The sequence below is a fragment of the Streptomyces roseicoloratus genome, from assembly GCF_004117935.1.
In the GTDB taxonomy this organism is placed as follows: Bacteria; Actinomycetota; Actinomycetes; order Streptomycetales; family Streptomycetaceae; genus Streptomyces; species Streptomyces roseicoloratus.
The window spans coordinates 66,008-85,353 of sequence record NZ_SDOY01000172.1 but is presented as its reverse complement, the minus strand read 5'-3'; the positions used below and the strand labels follow the sequence as shown (position 1 = coordinate 85,353).

Below are 19,346 nucleotides of genomic sequence, written 5' to 3'. Positions count from 1 at the left end.
TCACATTTTCGGCCAGCGGATCTCGCGAGGCCGACCGAACCCTCCACGTCGGAGTGACTCCTGATGGACCAGCACAAGCGAAACATCCTCGCCGTCGCCGTGGTGACGGCCCTCTCCCTCGGCGCGGCCGGCTGCTCCGGCGGCGGCACCGGCGCGAACGGGGGCCCCGGGAAGGGCGGGGCCAATCCCGCCACCGGAAACCTCGGCAAGGTCGTGGGCGGGGCACCGGCGAAGGGCGGCACGCTCACCGTGCTGTCCAACCAGGACTTCACGCACCTCGACCCGGCCCGCAACTGGGTCATGGGCGACATGGACTTCGGCACCCGGCTGCTCTACCGCACCCTGCTCACCTACAAGGCCGAGCCGGGCGCCAAGGGCGGCGAGCTGAGCCCGGACCTCGCCGAGGACCTGGGCACCTCCTCCAACGGGGCCAAGACCTGGACCTTCCGCCTGAAGAAGGGCCTGAAGTACGAGGACGGCTCTCCCGTCACGGCGCAGGACGTCAAGTACAACGTCGAGCGGTCCTTCTCCCCCGACCTCCCCGGCGGCCCCGACTACGCGGCCCGCTACCTCGCCGGGGCCGAGGGCTACCAGGGCCCGGCCGGCGGCAAGCACCTGGACTCCGTGAAGACGCCCGACGACCACACCATCGTCTTCGAACTGCGCAAGCCGTTCGCCGAGTTCCCCTACGCGACCGTTCTGCCCACCTTCGCCCCCGTGCCCAAGTCCCAGGACAAGGGCCCCCAGTACGACAACCGCCCGTTCTCCTCCGGCCCGTACAAGATCGAGTCGTACGCCCGCGACAAGCAGCTCGTCCTGGTCCGCAATCCGCACTGGGACCCGAAGACGGACGGCGTGCGCAAGGCCTACCCGGACCGGATCGTCGTCACCATGGGCCTCAAGGGCAACCAGATCGACGACCGGCTGATCACCGGCTCCGGCGCCGACGCCTCCGCCGTCTCCTGGGTCAACCTCCGCCCCGAGAGCACGCCCAAGGTCCTCACCAAGCCCGACGTCCGGGCCCGCCTGCTCGCCGAGTCCACCAACTGCACCGAGATGCTGCAGATGCACACCGGCCGCGCGCCCTTCGACGACGTCAAGGTGCGCCAGGCCGTGCAGTACGCCCTCGACCGGCAGTCCGTGCTCACCGCGTCCGGCGGGCCGGCGCTCAACGAGCCGGCCACCGCGCTCATGCCCGGCTCGCTGTTCGAGGGCGGCAAGCAGCCCGACACGCTGAAGATCCCGCCGACCGGCGACGTGGACAAGGCGAAGCAGCTCCTGAAGGAGGCCGGCAAGCCGGGCGGCTTCTCCACCAGCATCACCGTCTCCACCGGCGACAAGGCCGTCGCCGAGGCCGTCCAGCAGTCCCTCGGCCGGGCCGGCATCAAGGTGACCATCGAGACCGTCGACCCGTCCGCCTTCTACGACACCATCGGCGACACCAAGAACCGCACCGACCTCACCTACACCGGCTGGTGTCCGGACTACCCGTCCGGCTCCACCTTCCTGCCCTTCGTGTTCGACGGCCGCTACATCAAGGAGAAGGGCAACTCCGGCAACCACTCCCTGTTCCGCGACGAGCCCACGATGAAGCGGATGGACGAGATCGCCGCGATGACCGACGCCGCCGCGGCCAACAAGGCCTGGCAGGAGCTCGACGGGCAGATCCTCGCCAAGGCACCCACCGCGCCCGTCGTCGTCGAGCGCAAGCCGCTCCTCGTCGGACCGAACGTCGCGGGCGCCTTCGGGCACACCTCGTTCGGCGGCCAGATCGACTACGCGACGATCGGTCTCAAGGACCCGTCCAAGAGCGGGAGCTGAGCCGAGTCCATGACCACCGTCTCCGCATCCCCGGACAGGGCGAAGGAGCGGGCGGAGGCCGGGCCGGCCGGGGGCGGCAGCCCCTGGCGGCTCGCCCTGGCCGAGCTGCGCCGCCGTCCCTCGGCCCTCGCCGCCCTCGCCGTCGTCGCCCTGTTCGCCCTGATCGCCGTCGCCGCCCCGCTGCTCAGCCGCCTGGGCGGCTGGCGCCCCGACCAGTTCGACGCCTCCGCCGTCGACCCCTACCTGGGCGGGCTGCCCATCGGGCCGCTCGGCGGGGTCTCCGCCGAGCACTGGCTCGGCGTCGAGCCGGTCACCGGCCGCGACCTGTTCGCCCGGGTGGTGCACGGCGCCCAGGTCTCGCTGCTCATCGCCTTCGCCGCGACCGCCATCGTGGTGGTCGCGGGGGTCGCGGCGGGCGTGGCCGCCGGCTACTTCGGCGGGCGCACCGACACCGTCCTGTCCCGGCTGATGGACCTCACCATGTCCTTCCCGTCCCTCATCTTCATGATCGCGATGATGTCGGTGGCCAGGGACGTCAACCGGATCCTGCTGATGGTCCTGGTCATCGGCCTCTTCGGTTGGCCCGGCATCGCCCGGATCGTGCGCGGCCAGACGCTCTCGCTCAAGCACCGCGAGTACGTCGACGCGGCCCGGGTGAGCGGCGCGTCCGACTGGCGCATCCTCACCCGCGAGGTGCTGCCGGGCGTCGCGGGCCCGGTCATCGCCTACACGACCCTGATCGTGCCCGGGATGATCGCCACCGAGGCCGCGCTCAGCTACCTCGGTGTCGGCGTGCGCCCGCCGACGCCGTCCTGGGGCCAGATGATCGCCGAGAGCGTCGCCTTCTACGACACCGACCCCATGTACTTCGTCGTGCCCAGCGTGTGTCTCTTCCTCACCGTCCTCGCCTTCACCCTGCTCGGCGACGCGCTGCGGGACGTCTTCGACCCCCGGGGAGGCCGGTCGTGATCCTCTACCTCGGCCGCCGGCTGCTCGGCATGCTCGGCGTGCTCCTCGCGGTCGCCGCCATCACCTTCCTCATCTTCTACGTGCTGCCCTCCGACCCGGCCGCCGCCGCGTGCGGCAAGTCGTGCAGCACCGAACGCCTCGAGGCGATCCGCGCCCACATGGGCCTCGACCAGCCGCTGTGGCGCCAGTTCGGCGACTTCGTCACCGGCATCTTCACCGGGCGCACCTTCGGCTCCGGCCCGTACGCGCTGGACTGTTCCTTCCCCTGTCTGGGCTACTCGTACGAGAACGCCCAGCCGGTCTGGGACCTGCTGGTCGACCGGCTGCCGGTCTCGGCCTCGCTCGCCGTCGGCGCGGCCCTGATCTGGCTGGCGCTCGGCCTGGGCGCGGGCGTGACCGCCGCGCTGCGCAAGGACACGCTCACCGACCGGGCCCTGATGGTCGGCGCGGTCGCCGCCGCCTCGCTGCCCGTCTACTTCACCTCCGTGATGCTGATCTACGGGCTGATCCGGGTGGCCGGGCTGCTGCCCTACCCGCAGTACGTGCCGTTCGGCTCCGACCCGCTGTCCTGGGCGTCGAACCTGCTGCTGCCGTGGCTGGCGCTCGCGATCCTCTACGCGGCCATGTACGCCCGGCAGAGCCGGAGTTCGATGATCGAGTCGATGGCGGAGCCGTACATCCGCACCGCGCGGGCCAAGGGTCTGCCGCGACGCACCGTGGTGGTCAAGCACGGGCTGCGGGCCGCGATGACGCCGATCCTCACCATCTTCGGCATGGACCTCGGCGGGCTGCTCGCGGGCGCCGTGATCACCGAGTCCATCTTCGGACTGCCGGGCGTGGGACGGCTCTTCTACGGGGCGCTCACCACCGGCGACCAGCCGGTGATCCTCGGGGTGACGCTGCTCGCCGCCACCTTCATCGTCGTCGCCAACCTGTGCGTCGACCTGCTGTACGCCGTCGTCGACCCGCGTGTGAGGTACTGATGCCCGAGACCGAACCCCTGCTCTCGGTCCGTGACCTCACGGTCGAGTTCCCGACCCGGCACGGCCCGGTGCGCGCCGTCGACGGGCTCTCCTTCGACGTGCCGCGCGGCCGGACCCTCGGCATCGTCGGCGAGTCCGGATCCGGCAAGTCGGTGACCTCGCTGGCGGTGATGGGCCTGCACACGGGCGCCCGGGTGGCCGGCTCGATCCGCCTCGACGGGCGCGAACTGGTCGGTCTGCCGGAGCGGGAGCTGAACCGGCTGCGCGGCCGGCGGATGGCGATGATCTTCCAGGACCCGCTGTCGAGCCTGCACCCCTACTACACGGTGGGCGAGCAGATCGCCGAGCACCACCGGGTGCACTTCGGCTCCCGCCGCGCGGTCGCCCGGCGGCTCGCCGTCGAGGCGCTCGCCGAGGTCGGCATCCCGGAGCCGGCGCGGCGGGCCGGCGAGTATCCGCACCAGTTCTCCGGCGGCATGCGGCAGCGCGTGATGATCGCCACGGCGCTGGTCTGCGAGCCCGAGCTGCTGATCGCCGACGAGCCGACCACAGCGCTCGACGTCACGGTGCAGGCCCAGATCCTGGAGCTGATCGCCCGGGTGCAGGAGGAACGCGGGCTGGCCGTCGTGATGATCACCCACGATCTCGGTGTGGTGGCCCGGGTCGCCCACGAGGTGCTGGTGATGTACGGCGGCCGGGCGGCCGAACGGGCGCCGGTGGACGGCCTGTTCGGCGCGCCCGCGCACCCCTACACCCGGGGCCTGCTCGACTCGCTGCCGCGTCTCGACGACCGGGACGACGCCCCGCTGCGGGCGATCCCGGGCTCCCCGCCGTCCCTGCTCTCCCCCGCCCCGGGCTGCGCCTTCGCGCCGCGCTGCCCGCGCCCGGCCCTCGGCACGGACGAGGACCGGGCCCGGTGCGAGGGCGAGCGTCCGCCGCTCGCCGGCCCGGCCGCGCATCCGGCGGCCTGTCACTTCCCCGCGTACGGAGGCGTCGCGTCATGAGCAGCACCACCCCACTCCTGTCGGTCCGCGACCTGACGATGACGTTTCCCGGGCGCGGACCGCGCGCCGCGCGGGTGCGGGCCGTGGACGGCGTCTCCTTCGACATCGCGGCGGGCGAGACCCTCGGCCTGGTCGGCGAGTCGGGCTGCGGCAAGTCGACGACCGGGCGGATGATCGTCCGGCTGCTCGAACCGACCTCGGGCACCGTGACGTACGACGGGCGGGACATCAGCCGGCTGCCGCAGCGCGCGCTGAAGCCGCTGCGGCGCGAGTTGCAGATGGTGTTCCAGGATCCGCACTCCTCGCTCAACCCGCGCCGGACGGTGGCCCGGACCATCTCGGATCCGCTGCTGGTGCACGGGAGTTCGGCGGCCGACGCGCGGCGGCGGGCGGCCGAGCTGATGGATCTCGTGGGTCTGATCCCGGAGCATCTGGACCGGCATCCGCACGAGTTCTCCGGCGGTCAGGCCCAGCGCATCGGCATCGCCCGGGCGCTGGCGACCGGTCCGCGCCTGGTCGTGGCCGACGAGCCGGTCTCGGCGCTCGACGTGTCGGTGCAGGCGCAGATCGTGAACCTGATGGAGCGGCTCCAGGCCGAGCTGGGCCTCGCGTACCTCTTCGTCGCCCACGACCTGTCGGTGGTGAAGCGGGTCTGCGACCGGGTGGCGGTGATGTACCTGGGCCGGATCGTGGAGATCGGGCCGAAGGACCGGGTGTACGACGATCCCGCGCACCCGTACACCCGGGCGCTGCTGTCGGCGGTGCCGCTGCCGGACCCGGCGGCGGAGCGGGCCCGGGAGCGGATCGTGCTGCGCGGCGATCCGCCGAGCCCGGCCGCGCCGCCCTCGGGCTGCACCTTCCATCCGCGCTGCCCGAAGGCGCAGGACGTGTGCCGCACGGAGCCTCCCCTGCTGCGGATCACCGCGGCAGGGGAGGCGAGGGAGGTGGCGTGCCACTTCCCGGAGACGGGCCCGGTGCCGGGGGACGGGGCCGGCGGGCCGGGGTCCGTCCGGTCGTAGACCGATTCCTCCGGATCCCGGGCGGGTCCGCCCCGGATCCGAAGGAGTCGGTTCAGCCGGTGAAGCCGGCGGTGATGCGGGTGAACTCCCAGTCGGGCTGGGCGATGCCGGAGCAGGTCTCGGTCACGCCGCCGCCGGCGCAGCCGCGGTCCCGGTTGACGGACCAGAAGGCGAGCCGGGCGAGGTGATGGGCGTTGGCCCAGTCGCGGATCTTGGTCCAGGCCTCCAGGGAGGTGACCTCCTGCTGGTCGGAGAGGCCGTTCATGCCGGAGATGCCGATGTGGGCGTAGGCGGTGGCGTCGTCCCAGCCGTAGACGGACTTCAGCTTGTTCTTCAGGCCCTCGGTGGCGTTGACCGTGTTGCCGTACATGTCGGCGCCGCCGCCGAAGTCGAAGGGCATGATGGTGAAGACGTCGATGCCGGCGTTCAGCGCCTTGGACTGCTCGATGAGCCGGTTGCCCCAGGAGGTCGGGCCGGTGGTCGAGGTGCCGAAGGTGAGGATCGTCCTCAGGCCGGGATTGCCGGCCTTGACGATCTTCAGGGCGTTGAGGATGCGGTCCTGGACGACGGCGTTCTCGAATTCGTCGGTGTTCTCGATGTCGACGTCGATCGACTTCAGGCCGTACGCGTCGATGACCTTCTGGTAGGCGCCGGCCAGGGCCTCCGGGGTCGAGCAGTTGGGGCCGAGCTTGTTGCCCGACCAGCCGCCGATGGAGGGGACGATGTCGCCGCCGGCGGCCCGGATGGCGCCGATGGTGGACTGGTCGACGCCGCCGGTGAGCGGACGCTGGCCGTCCCAGGCCGGGTTGCAGCCGCCGGAGGAGAGGATGAAGGCCATGGTGAAGGTCTTGATGCCGGTGGCGTTCATGACCGTGGCGGGCGCGGGCGGGTTGCCCCAGCCGAGGTAGAGGTAGGGGGCGGCCTGCTTGAAGCCGGTGCCGCCGCCTCCGCCGGGGGTGGTGGTGGCGGTGACGGCGCCGGAGGCCGGGGAGACGTTGCCGGCGGCGTCGCGGGCCTTGACGGTGAAGGTGTACGCGGTGTTCGCGGCGAGTCCGCCGACGGTGGCGCTCGTGCCGGTCACGGTGCTGACCTTGGTGGCGCCCCGGTAGACGTCGTAGCCGGTCACGCCGACGTTGTCGGTGGCGGCGGTCCAGGACAGCGACACCGTGGACGAGGTCGTGCCGGTGGCCTGGAGGCCGGTGGGCGCGGTCGGTGCCTGTGTGTCGGTGCCGCCTCCGCCTCCGGGTCCGTCGAGGCTGATGTCGTCGGCGTGGTAGGTGCCCTGGCCGTACCAGCCGTGGGTGTAGACCGTCGCGCTGGTCTGCGACGCGCCGGTGGTGAAGCTCAGCTGGAGCTGCTGGTACGAGGGGGCGGACGCGGTCCAGGTGGAGCCGCCGCCGTCGACGCCGAGGTAGACGTAGCTGCCGCGGACCCAGCCGGACAGGGTGTACGTGGTGTTGGGCTGGACGGCGACGGTCTGGGAGCACTTGGCGTTGTCGGAGGCGCTCGCGGCGCCGGCCAGTGCCTTGGTGCCACCGTGCACGGGGGTGGAGACGACGGAACCGGTGCCGCCGGAGCAGCTCCAGCCGGTCAGGGCGCCGGATTCGAAGCCGGGGTCGGTCAGCAGGTTGGCGGCCTGGGCTGGGGTGGGAAGGGCGACGAGGGCCGCCGCACCGAGGAGCGACGCGCCGAGCGACGCCACCAGGCGGTTGCGGATGAGCACCGTACCTCCAGGGGGAGTTGAGGAGGGGAAGCGGTCACGGATTGGACTGGACCAATCTGGACTGGACCAATCCCCGCGTCAAGTCCCCCTGGATGCGGAGTCAGTTGGTCGCGGGCCGCAGTCGGTCGATCGGATGGGTGTTCACGTAGTCCTCCACGGTGTCGTCCTTGAACGCCTTCCAGAGGGCGGCGCACCGTGCCCGGTCGAGGTGGACCACCGACTGTCCGCGCTCCGTTCCGGTGCCCTTCACGGGCGCGTTCATGAAGGTCATGTCGCCCGCGCGCACCGACCGCATGTTCCAGACCAGTTCGCGCATCTCGCCGTCGCCGAACCGCTCGTCGACGGAGACCGTCTCGGTGAAGATGTCGAGGGTCCTCTTCAGCCCCGCCGGGTCCGTGAGTGACGCGGAACCCATCACCTTCTCCAGGACGGTGCGCAGGTAGTTCTGCTGCCGGTGCGTCCGGTCGAAGTCGCCGTTGGGCAGGTTCTTCCGCTCCCCCACGTAGTCCAGGGCCTGTTCGCCGTTCAGGTGCCTGCGCTCGCCGTCGGACATGATGACGTCGACGCCGCCGACGGCGTCGGTGAGTTTGCGGAAGCCGTTCCAGTCGATGACGGCGAAGTGGTCGACCCGGACGTCGGTCAGCCGCTGCACCGTGTCGATGAGCAGCGGCGGCCCGCCCCAGGAGAAGGCCGCGTTGAGCTTCGCCTTGCCGCGGCCGGGGACGTCCACCCAGGAGTCGCGCGGCAGCGACACCACGTAGGCGGCGGAGTGGTCGTCCGGGATGTGGACCAGCATCATCGCGTCGCTGCGCTGGTCGCCGTACGTCCACAGCCTGCCCTTGGCGTCGCTGCCGGTCGTGGGCACCTCGGAGCGCGAGTCGAGGCCGACGAGGAGGAAGTTCCGGCCGCCCTTGGACGCCGCGGGCACCGGGGCGTCGGTCGGGAAGGTCTGCGGGATCCGCTGCACCCGGCCCGTGTAGTGCTGGTACGCCCAGTAGCCCGCGCCGGCGGTCAGCAGCACCGCCCCGACCAGCAGGGCGAGCGCCCCGAGCAGCACCGTCCGCGCCCGGGGCCGGCGGCGGCGCGGGCGCGAGCCGCCGGCTGGCGGGGCATCGCCGGCGCTTTCGGTGATGCCGTCCTCCTCCGCGAGCTTGCCGTCGCCGGCTCCGCCCTGTGTGTCGCGCGCACCCATCCGCCACGCCTCCCCCCTCCGCGGCCCCCGCCCCGGATCGCCCCACCGCGCCCCGACTCGTCGTGCGGGGCGCGCACTTCAGGCCACCAGGATGCCGAAGATCAGGCGGACGCGCGACGGAACGGCCGGACCCGTCCCGGACCGCCGAGACGTGACGGGCGGGACGTGGTCTGCGGCGCCGGGCCCTGCGGGGGTCAGCCGGTGACGGTGATCTGCTGGGCGGGGTCCGTGGTGTCGGTGATCCGATAGGTGGCGGTGAAGGTGGCCGACTGGTTGCCGGTCGGGCACAGGAAGCCGCCGGTGACGGTGGCCGGGACCGGTGCGCCGCTGATGGCGAGGGCGGACGGCGCGCCGTTGGTCCAGGTGCCGTCGACGGCGGTGGGCCCGGCGGGCGAGGCGGTGATGGTGCAGGACGCGAAGCCGCTGGTCTTGAGCACGACACCGCCCTTGGGGATGGTGAACCCGGCGGTGACCGGTGCGCCGTTCTGGGCGGAGAGCGTCCAGGCGCCGTTGGCGGCGTTGGCGGTGACGGTCACGCTGACGCCGAAGACACTGGTCGAACAGCCGCTGAAGGTGGGCGGGTTGATGGGCACGGTGACGGGGCCGGCCTCGTTGTGGTTGGCGGGCGCGGCCGGGACCTGGTTGTTCGGGCCGGTGGTCGGCACGGAGGCGGAGACCGTGCAGGTCATGGTGGTCGAACCGGCCACGAAGGTGGCCTTGCCGGTGAGTTCGGCGGCGAAGGAGTGCCCGGCGGGGAGCAGCGTGGTGGAGGCCGCCTGGGTGCCGGTGCCGCCGAGGGTGAGCGCGGTGGCCGCGGCGAGACCGGTCGCGGCGGTGAGCAGCTTGGACATGGGATCTCCTCGGTGGTGGGGTGTGGGGAGCGAGGAGGTGCGGATGCGCCGTTCGGCGCGTGGTGACCGTCTGCGCGTGGGCTGACGTGTGGGGTGGGGGTGTACGCGCAAAGCGACTTGAGAGTAGAACCCGCCGGTAGGCATGTACAGACACGATTCCCGCCACTACTGACGCCCCGTCAGAAAGATTGTCGTGACAGGCCGCTTGACACCTTCGGCGGGCGATACGGGCGAGTGTGGCGCCACCCCCGGAGCGGAGCCTCGTCCGGGGGCGGCGGGCGAGCGGCGATATCGGCGCACGACGCTCGGACACGGGATCCAGGAGCCCCCACGGCCCCTGTTCGGAAACGATCCCGTCCTCGCACGATCTTGCCGTGTCCCCGCCCCGCACCTTGATCCCCAAGCCCGAAACCGCACGATCCGGCGAAGCTCGCGCCGCCCCTTGACGGCATGCGCGGCCTCACGCGCGCCCCTCCCCACGCTGCCGCGCCCCACACCGGCGTTCCGCAACCCTCCCCCGTCGATTCACAACTCCCCTTTCTGCGCATGACGGTTGACGCTGCGCGCACCCGACTGCGAAGGTGACCCGCCCCCACACCCAAGGAGTTGACGTGCACCTGATCTCTGCGCCGGGGCGCCGCCGGACGGCGCTCGCCGCCCTGCTGTGCGCCCTCGCCCTCGTCGTCGGCATCCCGGCCACCGCCCACGCGGCGGTGCTCCCGCCGCTGGCGCAGAACGCCGACGGGCTCGAGCAGACCTTCGCCCCCGCGTACGACTTCGACACCGACGGCTGCTACATGACGGCCGCCATCGGCTCCGACGGGACCCTCAACCCCGGCCTCAAGCTCGGCGGCACGGTCAACGGCCACTGCCACGACCCCGCCCAGCTGGCCTCGGCCAACAGCTACTCCCGCGCGAAGTGCAACAACGGCTGGTGCGCCGTCGTCTACGCCGGCTACTACGAGAAGGACCAGGCGACCTGGGGTCCCCTCGCGATCGGGCACACCCACGACTGGGAACACGTCGTCGTCTGGATCAGCGGGAACGAGGTCCAGTACGTGTCGGTCTCGCAGCACAGCGGCTACCAGGTGGCCGCCCGCTCCTCGGTGCGCTTCGACGGCACCCACCCCAAGATCGTCTACCACAAGGACGGGCTCTCCACGCACTGCTACCGCTTCGCCAACGCCACCGACGACCAGATCGAGAACTCCACCGGGCGCTGGTTCTACCCGCGGCTCGTCGGCTGGAACGGTTACCCGGCGGGCCTGCGGGAGAAGCTGACCGGCGCGGACTTCGGCTCGGCCACCCTCAAGATCCGGGACGCCGACTTCGCCTCCGCGCTGTCCCGCGCCAAGCCGGCGGGCATCCCGTTCGACCCGAACGCCTGAGTCGGCCGGGGCCGGCGCCCTGCCGACCGGGCGGTCACGCGCCCCAGGTCCGTACGGCCGGAGCGCGCTCCGGCCCCGCGAGGTCCGACTTGAGGGCCAGGCACAGCCGGCCGTGCACGGCACCGGCGGTGGGTCCGTCCTCCAGCGCCCGGAGTTCGCCGGCGAGCTGCCAGTAGCGGCCGGTCAGCGGATCGGCCCCGGCGACGAGGAGCCGCGCCAGACGGCGGCGGAACACCATGGTGTCCCGCGCGCCCAGCGCGTCGGCGTAGGCGGCCACGAAGCGGTCGAGAGCCTGGCGCGGGCCGGGCAGCCGCCCTCCCGCCGACGCCGCGGCGGCCGCCGCGGCCGTGGCCGGCCCACCGGCGGCGTCCGGACCGCCGACAGCCGGGCCGGCGGTGGCCGGTACCCCCGTCAGCGGTCCCGCAGCGGCCGGGTCGGCCGAAGTCGGGTCGGCCGAGGCAGGCTCGAACGGGGCCGGGTCGGCAGGGGCCGGGTCGGCGGCGGCCAGCTCGTACGCCTCGGCGAGCCCGGTGTAGAGCGGAACCGGTCGGTGGTCCACGCCGGCGAGGTGGACGGCGGGTGCGGGTGCCGCGGCGACCAGCTCGTGCAGCCGGGCGAAGGCCAGGACCTGCGCCGGTGTGGGGTCGTCCGGCGGCTGCGGCACGGCCGCCTCCACGACCGAGGCCGCGAGCCGCGCCGGGAACCGGACGGGCAGGCTGCGCCGCCAGAACCGGGCGAGCGCCGTGGTGTCGGGCGGCGTGGACAGCCCGCCGAGCAGCCGGAGCCGCTCGGCCCGCTCGTCCGGGGCGCAGTCCTGGAGCAGCAGCAACGAGGCCTCGTGCCAGCGGAGCGCGGTCAGCCGCCGGCCGACCTCGCCGAGCCGCCGCGCCACGACGTCCTCGAGGGCGTCGTCCCGGTCGAGGACCCGGCCCACGTCGGTCACGGGCAGGTCGAGCGTGCGCAGCGAGCGGATCAGCAGCAGTCGCTCCAGGGCCGGCGGCCCGTACCGCCGGTGCCCGCCGCCGGTACGGCCGGCCTCGGGCAGCAGCCCGCGGTCCGAGTAGAAGCGGACGGTCTTGACGGTGGTACGAGCCCGCTCGGCGAGCTCGCCGATGCTCCACAGCCCGTCGCCCCCGCTATTCACTGAGCCCCACGACGGCCCAGCCACGGCGCGCGGCCTCCGTGAGGACGAGACCCCAGTCCCGCAGGAGCAGTTCGAAGGCGCCGAACTCGCCCACCCATCCGGTGGGATCGGCGGCGTGGGCGTCGAACGGCGCCCGCAGTACGCCGAGTCCGGGCGGCCGTCTCGCCGCCCGGTCCCAGGCGGCGACGAGTTCCCGGACGCCGGCCGGCGTCCGGGCGACGAGCACGCCGTACGCGTCGGGACCGGCGCCGAACACCTCTGGTTCGACCCGGAGTCCGACTCCCTCCGGCCCGTCCCAGACCAGGCCGCGCAGCACGGTGTCCAGGTCGTCGCGCAGCGCGCGGTCGACGTGGTCGCGGACGTCCTCCCAGCGGCTGCCGGCCCAGAAGTGCGGCTTGTACGAAGGACTGGTCCGGGTGAACCCGTAGCGCGCGAAGCGGTCCTGGTGAGGTCCGCGCGGCAGTGTCCAGCCGCCGTCGACGACGGGCGCGTCGGCCTCCCAGAACCCGGTCGCGTCGTCGTACCAGGCGTCGCGCAGCAGTCCCGCCCGCTCCGGGACGGGGGCCGCGCCCAGCCACGACCAGTCGGCGATCAGCACCGTGATGTCCAGACCCATGGTCACGAGCCTACGTCGCGCTTGAACCTCCCCCAGCAGGAGTTCCTACGGTGCCCCGCGTACGGAGCAAGGCGGGACGGGACGAGAGAGAGGAACGCGCGATGACCGCTTTCGTGTTGGTGTCGGGGCCCTTCACCGGTGGGTGGGTCTGGGAGGAGACCGCGGCGCGGCTGCGGGAGGCCGGGGCCGCCGCGTATCCGGTGAACCTCACCGGCATGACGGCCGGTGACGGCCGGGCGGAGGAGGGGGCGACGGCGACGGCCGGTGGCCGGCGGCCGGACGGCGAGGCGCCGGAGGACGGGGTGGCGGCGGGTCGGACCCCCGCGGCGCCCGAGGTCGATCTGGAGACGCACGTCGAGGACGTGGTCCGGGCGATCGACCGGGCCGGGGCCGACGGACACGGCCCCGTGGTGCTCGTCGGCCACGACTACGGGATCCATCCGGTGCTGGGGGCCGCCGACCGGCGGCCGGAGCGGTGTGCCCGGGTGGTGTACCTGGACGCGGGCATGCCGGCGGACGGCGATCCGGCGAGCGCCTTCGTCCCCGATCCGTCCGCCCTGGCGCGCGCGGACGGCACCACTCCGGTCCCGGCGCCCATGGGCGCGGGATGGGTGCGCTGGGGCAGTACGGAGGGGCTGACCGAGGAGCACCTGGCCCGGCTGGACCGGCTGGCCGTGCCGCAGCCCGTACGGACCCTCACCCAGCCGCTGCGGCTGACCGCCGACCCGTCGGAGCGGCCGATGACCGGCGTGCTGTGCACGGCGAACGGCGGGTCGATCTCCATGGTGGAGATGCTGGTGGCCTCGGGTCCGCCCCGCTTCCGCGCGCTCGCCGGTCCCGACGTGGGCTTCTTCGAACTTCCCACCGGGCACTGGCCGATGCTGTCCACGCCCGGCCCGCTCGCCGGGGTCCTGCTGCGGGCCGCGGCCGGCGAGGGCGTGCGCCTGCGGCTTCCCGACTCCGCGTCCGCCACCGACGGCGGCGGCTCCTTCCTCCTCGACGTGCCCGAACGGCCGCGCCGGCGCCGGGGCCGGGTGGACCTCCACCTCCCGGACGCCGAAGGGCCGCGCCCCGCCGTGGTGTTCGTGCACGGCGGCCCCGTCGACCCGGACCAGCGGCCCACGCCCCGGGACACCCCGTTCCTCCTCGGCCACGGGCGGCACGCCGCGGGCCTCGGTCTGGTCGGGGCGACCCTGGACCATCGGCTCCACGGTCTGGCGGACTACGTCCGGGCGGCGGACGACCTCGCGGAGGCGGTGGACCTCGTCCGCGCGGACCCGCGGGTCGACCCGGACCGCATCGCCCTGTGGTTCTTCTCGGCCGGCGGGCTGCTCGCCGCCGACTGGCTCGCGGCCCCGCCGCCGTGGCTGCGCTGCGTGGCCCTCAGCTATCCGGTACTGGCACCGCTGCCGGACTGGCGCGCGGTGGAGGAACGGTTCCGGCCGACGGACCGGGTGACGGCGGCGTCCCCGCCGGTCGTCCTGACCAGGGCGGAACGGGAGCACCCGGGGTTCCAGGCGACGGTCGACCGGTTCCTCGCCGTCGCGGAGGGGGCGGGCGCCGAGGTCGAGCGCATCGACGTCCCCGCGGCCCGCCACGGCTTCGAGCTCCTGGACCACACCGCCGAGACCCGGGCCGCCGTACGACGGGCGGCGCGGTCGGTGCGCGCGCGACTGACGGGGTGACGCCGGTGTGGAGCACGCCGGTGTGAAGCGGTGCGGGCGGGCCTCGGGGCATCCACCGTCCGCCTCGGGCGGGCATCAGCCGGCGAGGATCCTCTCCTTGGCCCGTGCGTACTCCTCGGCCGTGATGTGGCCGTGGTCCTTGAGGTCGGCGAGCTTGGCCAGCTGGTCGGCGTGTCCGGTGCCGCCCGACGGTGTCCCGGTCGCGGTGGCGGCGGCCCGGATGTACTCCTGGAACTCCTGCTCGTTCGCGCGTGCCCGCTGCAGTTCACGCCGGCCCATGCCCTTGCCGCGGGCGATGAGGTAGACGAAGCAGCCGAGGAACGGCAGGAGGACGACGAAGGCGGTCCAACCGGCCTTGCCCCAGCCGTTCATGGCGTCGTCGCGGAAGATGTCGCCGATGATGCGGAAGAGCAGCATGAACCACAGGATCCAGAGGAAGACCCACATGATGGTCCAGAACATATTGAGAAGCGGATAGTCCACGGTTCTCTCCTCCCGCGTCGCCGCGAGTCGGCCATCTCCACGATCGCACGCCGGGGTACCGGCCGCATGCCCCGTCGCCGCGAGCCTCCGGAGGACGAGCGGCTCACCCGGAGCGGCTCCGGGCACCGCGCTGTTCCGGGGCCCGCGCTGCGGCCTGGGCTCAGGCCTGGCTAGCCGGTGCCGCCAGGGACGCCGCCGTCACCGCCGCCGACGCGGGCGACGAGCAGGGCGATGTCGTCGTCCGCGGAAGCCGGGACGAGGTGGGTGAGCAGGCGGTCGCAGAGGGCGGGCAGGGACGGGACGGGCTCGGCGAGCAGGTCGGTCAGTTCGGACAGGCGGGCGTCGATGTCGCTGCTGCGTGCCTCGACGAGGCCGTCGGTGTACAGGACGAGGAGGCTGCCGGCGGGCAGGGTGACGTCCGTGCTGGTGAAGCGGATGCCGCCGACGCCCAGGGGCAGGCCGGGCGTCGATTCGAGCAGGCGCACGGTGCCGTCGGGGAAGACGGCCGCGGGCGGCGGGTGGCCCGCACGCGTGACGCGGCAGCGGCCGGTGGCGGGGTCGACCACGATGGACAGGAAGGTCGCCAGCATCGGCTCGGCGAGGTCGTGCAGGGCGGCCTCCAGCTGGTACAGCACGTCCTCGGGCGCGAGGTCGAGGCGGGCGAGGGCCCGGACGCTCGCGGAGAGCCTTCCCATCACGGCCGCGGCGGCGGTGCCGTGCCCCATCACGTCGCCGATGACGAGCACGGCCCTGCCGTCGTCCAGTGCGATGACGTCGTACCAGTCGCCGCCGACCTCGTTGACGTCGCTGGCGGGCAGGTAGCGGTGGGCGACCTCGATCCCCGGGGGCGGGGTGATGTGCTGCGGCAGCATGCTGCGCTGCAGCACGGCGGCGGTGTCGTGCTCGCGCCGGTAGAGGCGCGCGTTGTCGACGCAGACCGCGGCCCGGGCCGCCAGTTCCCCGGCGAGGGCCACCTCGTCCTCGGTGAAGGGGCCGACGGGCCGGGTCCGGTAGAAGCTCGCCATCCCCAGCACCACGCCGCGCGCGAGCAGCGGCGTCATCATGAACGAGTGCACTCCCAGCCGGAGCAGCTCCGCGGGCGTGTCGGAGTGGCCGGCCGCCGCGGCGACGGCCTGCTCGTCGAAGTCGGCCACGACGAACGGGCGGCATGCGCCGAGCGCCCGGGTGTACGGGGCGCCGGAGGGGAACGTGAGGGTGCGTCCCAGCGGGACGAGGGCGGCCGTGACGGGTGACCCGGTGAGGGGCGCCTTGGCCAGGCGGCGCAGGGTGGCGCCGCCGACCAGGCCGGCGCCGAGTTCACCGCCGGCGGCCAGGCTGTCCAGGACGTCGACGGTGACGGCGTCCGCCAGGTCGGGTACGGCGACGTCGGCGAGTTCCTGGGCGGTGCGCTCCAGGTCCAGGCTGGTGCCGATCTTGAGAGTGGCCTCGTTGACGAGGGCGAGGTGCCGCCGGCCCTTCTCCGCCGCCATCTGGGCCTGCTGCTGGGCGGTGATGTCGATCAGGGTGGCGGCCAGGCCGATGGGGCGGCCGTCGGTGTCCTCCAGCCGCACGTACGATCCCGACCACACGTGGTCGTGGTCCGGGTCGGCCGGGGTGCGGCCCGTGCGGCGCGAGTCGACGACGGGCCGGCCCTCCTCCAGGGCCCGGCGCATGGAGCGTTCCATGTCCGCGGCGTTGACGTCGGGCAGGATCTCGACGAGCCGGCGGCCGATGTGCGCGGCCTGCGGAAGACCGTTCATCTCCTCCAGGGCCGGGTTGACGCGCAGGAACCGCAGCTGGGTGTCGAGGATCGCGATGCCGACCGGGGAACGGGAGAACAGGCCGTCCCACACCGCCGAGGAACCGCGGATCCTGCGGGCGGCCTCCGCCTCCGCGGCGAACACCAGCACCGTCGTCCCGCCGCGGTGCCGGGCCGGGACGGGACACGCCCAGATCTCCATGTCCAGCGGGCGGCCTTCCCTGTGCCAGGCGGTCACCACGCCCATGACGCCGCTCCCGGTGGCGGCGCCCTCCCACAGCGAACGGCCGAGGACGCGGTCCGCGCCCGGGTGGAGCAGGTCGGCGATGTGCCGGCCGAGGACCTCGTGCGGGGTGTAGCCGAGGAGGTCCTCCGCGGCGTGGTCCCAGCGGACGATCGTGCCCTCCGAGCTGGTGGCCACCACGGCCACCGGCAGGGCACCCAGCCACCCGCCCGCGTCCCGGGCCGCGTTCGTGGTCACTTCGTCGAACGGCACCTGCTGCATCGCCACCGCGATCCTCGTCCGTGCGCACCCTGGACGGCTGTCGTCACCCTCAGTATGGCCGGGTGTGCCCGGCCCGTCTCGCGGACGGCACCGCCGGCTCAGAGCGGAAGGGTGATCCAGACGCTCTTGCCGCCGCCGTCGGCATCCCGGCGCAGCGCGCACGTGCCGCCGTGCTCCGTGAGCACCTCGGCGACGGTGGCCAGTCCGCCGGTGGGCGCGGGGACGACCCCGGGGTGGTAGGGGTGGCGGTCGTGGACGGCGAACGCGAGGGTGTACTCGCCGGCCGCGAAGGTGACCGTCAGGCTGGGCGAGGCGACGGCGGCGTGCCGGACGCTGTTGGTGACCAGTTCGCTGAGGATCAGCAGGGCCGGCCCCATCGTGGGGTGGCTCGCGTCGATGCCCCACTCCGCGTAGGTCATCTCGGCGGTCTCCCGTGCCAGGCGCACCGAGGCGGGCCGGGTGGGCACGGTGAGGACGTGGCGGAGCGGCATGGGCTCCCGCCCGGAGCTCATCGTGCCCCCGTACGCGGTCCCGGAGCGGCGGCGAGCAGGCCCGCGGTCTGCAGGTGGGCGCGCGCGCCCGCGATGGCCTCGGGCGTCGTCGCGTACTCCCGGCCCTCCTTCCGGAGCAGGTCGAGCGCGCCGACGGAGTCGAGGGCCCTGCGCTGCCCCGGCCGGATGCCGGAGGTGAGGACGGCGATGCCGCGCCGGTTCAGCTTCTCCACGGCGTCCTTGAGCACCAGGGCGCCGGTCGCGTCCATGGTCGTGACGCGGGAGAGGCGCAGGATGACGACCCGGACGTCGGCGACCTCGGTCAGTTCGAGGAGGAAGCGGTGGGCGGCGGCGAAGAAGAGCGGCCCGTCGATCCGGTAGGCGACGATGTGTTCGGCGAGCAGCGCGTGCTCCTCGTCGGAGTGCTCGCCCGGCAGGTCGGGGCGGAAGTCGACCTGGTCCATGCGAGCCTGCACGGCCACCGCCCGCAGGGCGAGGGCGCCCGCGACGGCGAGGCCGATGATCACGGCGTACACGAGGTCGAGCGCGAGGGTCGCGACGGCGGTGAGGACGAGGACGACGGCGTCGGAGCGGGTGGCCCGGGCCATGGCCCTCAGTGAGCCGACCTCGATCATCCGGACCGCGGTCGCGAGCAGGACACCGGCCAGGGCGGCGAGCGGGATCCTCGACACGAGCGGGGCGGCGGCGAAGACGATGACGGCGAGGACCGCCGCGTGGGTGAGCGCGGCGAGCCGGGACGACGCTCCGGTACGGACGTTCACGGCGGTACGGGCGATGGCGCCGGTCGCCGGGACGCCGCCGAACAGCGGGGCGGCGATGTTCGCCAGGCCCTGCCCGAACAGCTCGCGGTCGGGGTCGTGCTTCTGGCCGACGGTCATCCCGTCGGCGACCTGCGCCGACAGCAAGGACTCCAGCGCAGCGAGCGCAGCGACCGCGACGGCCGGGGCGATCAGGGAGCCCAGCGCGGAGAGGTCCAGGAAGCCGAGGGAAGGGGCGGGGAGGCCGGCGGGCAGTTCGCCGATCGGCTTCGCCCGGTCGAGGTGGAAGACCTGCGCCACGCCGGTGGCGGCGATCACCGCGAGGATCGAGAAGGGGATCGCGGGGCGCCACCTGGCGCCGGCGAGCATGACGGCGGCGACGCCGAGGGCGAGTCCGACGGCGGTCCAGTTCGGGTGCTGGACGAAGGCCCCGACGGCGCTCCAGGTCACCTCGAGGACGCGTTCGCCTTCGGGTTTGGGGACGCCGAGCGCGTTGGGCACCTGCTGGAGGCCGATGACGAGCGCGATACCGAGGGTGAAGCCCTCGACGACGGAGGCGGGGATGTACGCCATGTACCGGCCGGCCCGGAGCAGCGCGAGGCCGACGCAGATGAGGCCCGCGAGCAGGCCCACGGTCAGGACGCCGCCGGGCCCGTACCGGGCGACGATGGGCACGAGGACGACGGTCATCGCCCCGGTCGGGCCGGACACCTGGAGGTTCGAGCCGCCGAACGCGGCGGCGATCGCTCCGGCGACGACGGCGGTCGCGAGACCGGCCGCGGCGCCGAGTCCGGACGTCTCGCCGAAACCGAGCGCCAGCGGCAGGGCGACGACGGCGACCGTCACACCGGCGAGGAGGTCGCGCCGGGGAGTGCGGGCCAGCGCGGCGGCGTCGGCGCGGGTGGGCAGCAGGGCACGCATGCGCTTGCCCAGG

The 19,346-nt window shown here is 73.5% G+C and carries 16 protein-coding genes; 7 read left to right on the top strand and 9 right to left on the bottom strand.

The window, feature by feature from the left end:
* The first annotated feature begins 63 nt into the window (after positions 1-63).
* Genes ESG85_RS31255 through ESG85_RS31235 form a run of 5 tightly spaced genes read left to right on the top strand, consistent with a single transcriptional unit; the run spans position 64 to position 5,796 of the window.
* Positions 64-1,821, top strand: coding sequence for an ABC transporter substrate-binding protein (locus ESG85_RS31255; protein ID WP_128984537.1), 1,758 nt, complete (start codon positions 64-66; stop codon positions 1,819-1,821).
* A 9-nt stretch (positions 1,822-1,830) separates the two neighbouring features.
* Positions 1,831-2,790, top strand: coding sequence for an ABC transporter permease (locus tag ESG85_RS31250; RefSeq protein ID WP_128984536.1), 960 nt, complete (start codon positions 1,831-1,833; stop codon positions 2,788-2,790).
* Positions 2,787-3,773 carry an ABC transporter permease gene (locus ESG85_RS31245; protein WP_128984535.1) on the top strand — a complete coding sequence of 329 codons (987 nt, stop codon included), beginning with the start codon at positions 2,787-2,789 and terminating at the stop codon, positions 3,771-3,773. Before ESG85_RS31250 ends, ESG85_RS31245 begins: the two co-directional genes overlap by 4 nt.
* Positions 3,773-4,777 carry an ABC transporter ATP-binding protein gene (locus tag ESG85_RS31240; RefSeq protein ID WP_128984534.1) on the top strand — a complete coding sequence of 335 codons (1,005 nt, stop codon included), beginning with the start codon at positions 3,773-3,775 and terminating at the stop codon, positions 4,775-4,777. Before ESG85_RS31245 ends, ESG85_RS31240 begins: the two co-directional genes overlap by 1 nt.
* A complete protein-coding gene (locus ESG85_RS31235; RefSeq protein WP_128984533.1) occupies positions 4,774-5,796 on the top strand; it encodes an ABC transporter ATP-binding protein in 1,023 nt (340 codons plus the stop codon). The genes ESG85_RS31240 and ESG85_RS31235 overlap by 4 nt, the downstream gene beginning before the upstream one ends.
* A gap of 52 nt (positions 5,797-5,848) precedes the next feature.
* Here ESG85_RS31235 and ESG85_RS31230 read toward each other — a convergent pair whose 3' ends face one another.
* From ESG85_RS31230 to ESG85_RS31220, 3 genes are all read right to left on the bottom strand, one after another.
* Entirely contained in the window at positions 5,849-7,519 is a 1,671-nt protein-coding gene (locus ESG85_RS31230) for a carbohydrate binding domain-containing protein (protein WP_128984532.1), read from the bottom strand.
* 100 nt (positions 7,520-7,619) lie between these two features.
* Positions 7,620-8,711 carry an LCP family protein gene (locus ESG85_RS31225; RefSeq protein ID WP_246095456.1) on the bottom strand — a complete coding sequence of 364 codons (1,092 nt, stop codon included), beginning with the start codon at positions 8,709-8,711 and terminating at the stop codon, positions 7,620-7,622.
* 194 nt (positions 8,712-8,905) lie between these two features.
* Positions 8,906-9,562, bottom strand: coding sequence for a hypothetical protein (locus ESG85_RS31220; RefSeq protein ID WP_128984531.1), 657 nt, complete (start codon positions 9,560-9,562; stop codon positions 8,906-8,908).
* Positions 9,563-10,173: 611 nt separating this feature from the next.
* Here ESG85_RS31220 and ESG85_RS31215 point away from each other — a divergent pair.
* Entirely contained in the window at positions 10,174-10,950 is a 777-nt protein-coding gene (locus ESG85_RS31215; RefSeq protein WP_246095455.1) for an NPP1 family protein, read from the top strand.
* A 34-nt stretch (positions 10,951-10,984) separates the two neighbouring features.
* Here ESG85_RS31215 and ESG85_RS36835 read toward each other — a convergent pair whose 3' ends face one another.
* Together ESG85_RS36835 and ESG85_RS31205 are read right to left on the bottom strand one after the other, a co-directional pair.
* Complete coding sequence (locus ESG85_RS36835; RefSeq protein ID WP_181019165.1) at positions 10,985-12,094, bottom strand: MerR family transcriptional regulator; 1,110 nt, start codon at positions 12,092-12,094, stop codon at positions 10,985-10,987.
* Positions 12,087-12,710, bottom strand: coding sequence for a hypothetical protein (locus tag ESG85_RS31205; RefSeq protein WP_128984530.1), 624 nt, complete (start codon positions 12,708-12,710; stop codon positions 12,087-12,089). Before ESG85_RS31205 ends, ESG85_RS36835 begins: the two co-directional genes overlap by 8 nt.
* Positions 12,711-12,811: 101 nt before the next feature.
* Between ESG85_RS31205 and ESG85_RS31200 the strand changes: the two genes are divergently transcribed.
* Positions 12,812-14,395 carry an alpha/beta hydrolase family protein gene (locus ESG85_RS31200; protein WP_128984529.1) on the top strand — a complete coding sequence of 528 codons (1,584 nt, stop codon included), beginning with the start codon at positions 12,812-12,814 and terminating at the stop codon, positions 14,393-14,395.
* 75 nt (positions 14,396-14,470) lie between these two features.
* On the opposite strand, the gene ESG85_RS31195 is transcribed toward ESG85_RS31200, so the two are convergent.
* The 4 genes from ESG85_RS31195 to ESG85_RS31180 all read right to left on the bottom strand — a co-directional run bounded on the left by ESG85_RS31195 (position 14,471) and on the right by ESG85_RS31180 (position 19,333).
* Positions 14,471-14,857, bottom strand: coding sequence for an SHOCT domain-containing protein (locus tag ESG85_RS31195; protein ID WP_128984592.1), 387 nt, complete (start codon positions 14,855-14,857; stop codon positions 14,471-14,473).
* A gap of 191 nt (positions 14,858-15,048) precedes the next feature.
* Positions 15,049-17,142, bottom strand: coding sequence for a SpoIIE family protein phosphatase (locus tag ESG85_RS31190; protein WP_128984528.1), 2,094 nt, complete (start codon positions 17,140-17,142; stop codon positions 15,049-15,051).
* A 98-nt stretch (positions 17,143-17,240) separates the two neighbouring features.
* Positions 17,241-17,654, bottom strand: coding sequence for an ATP-binding protein (locus ESG85_RS31185; RefSeq protein ID WP_128984527.1), 414 nt, complete (start codon positions 17,652-17,654; stop codon positions 17,241-17,243).
* Entirely contained in the window at positions 17,651-19,333 is a 1,683-nt protein-coding gene (locus tag ESG85_RS31180; protein ID WP_128984591.1) for a SulP family inorganic anion transporter, read from the bottom strand. The genes ESG85_RS31185 and ESG85_RS31180 overlap by 4 nt, the downstream gene beginning before the upstream one ends.
* Positions 19,334-19,346 lie beyond the last annotated feature (13 nt).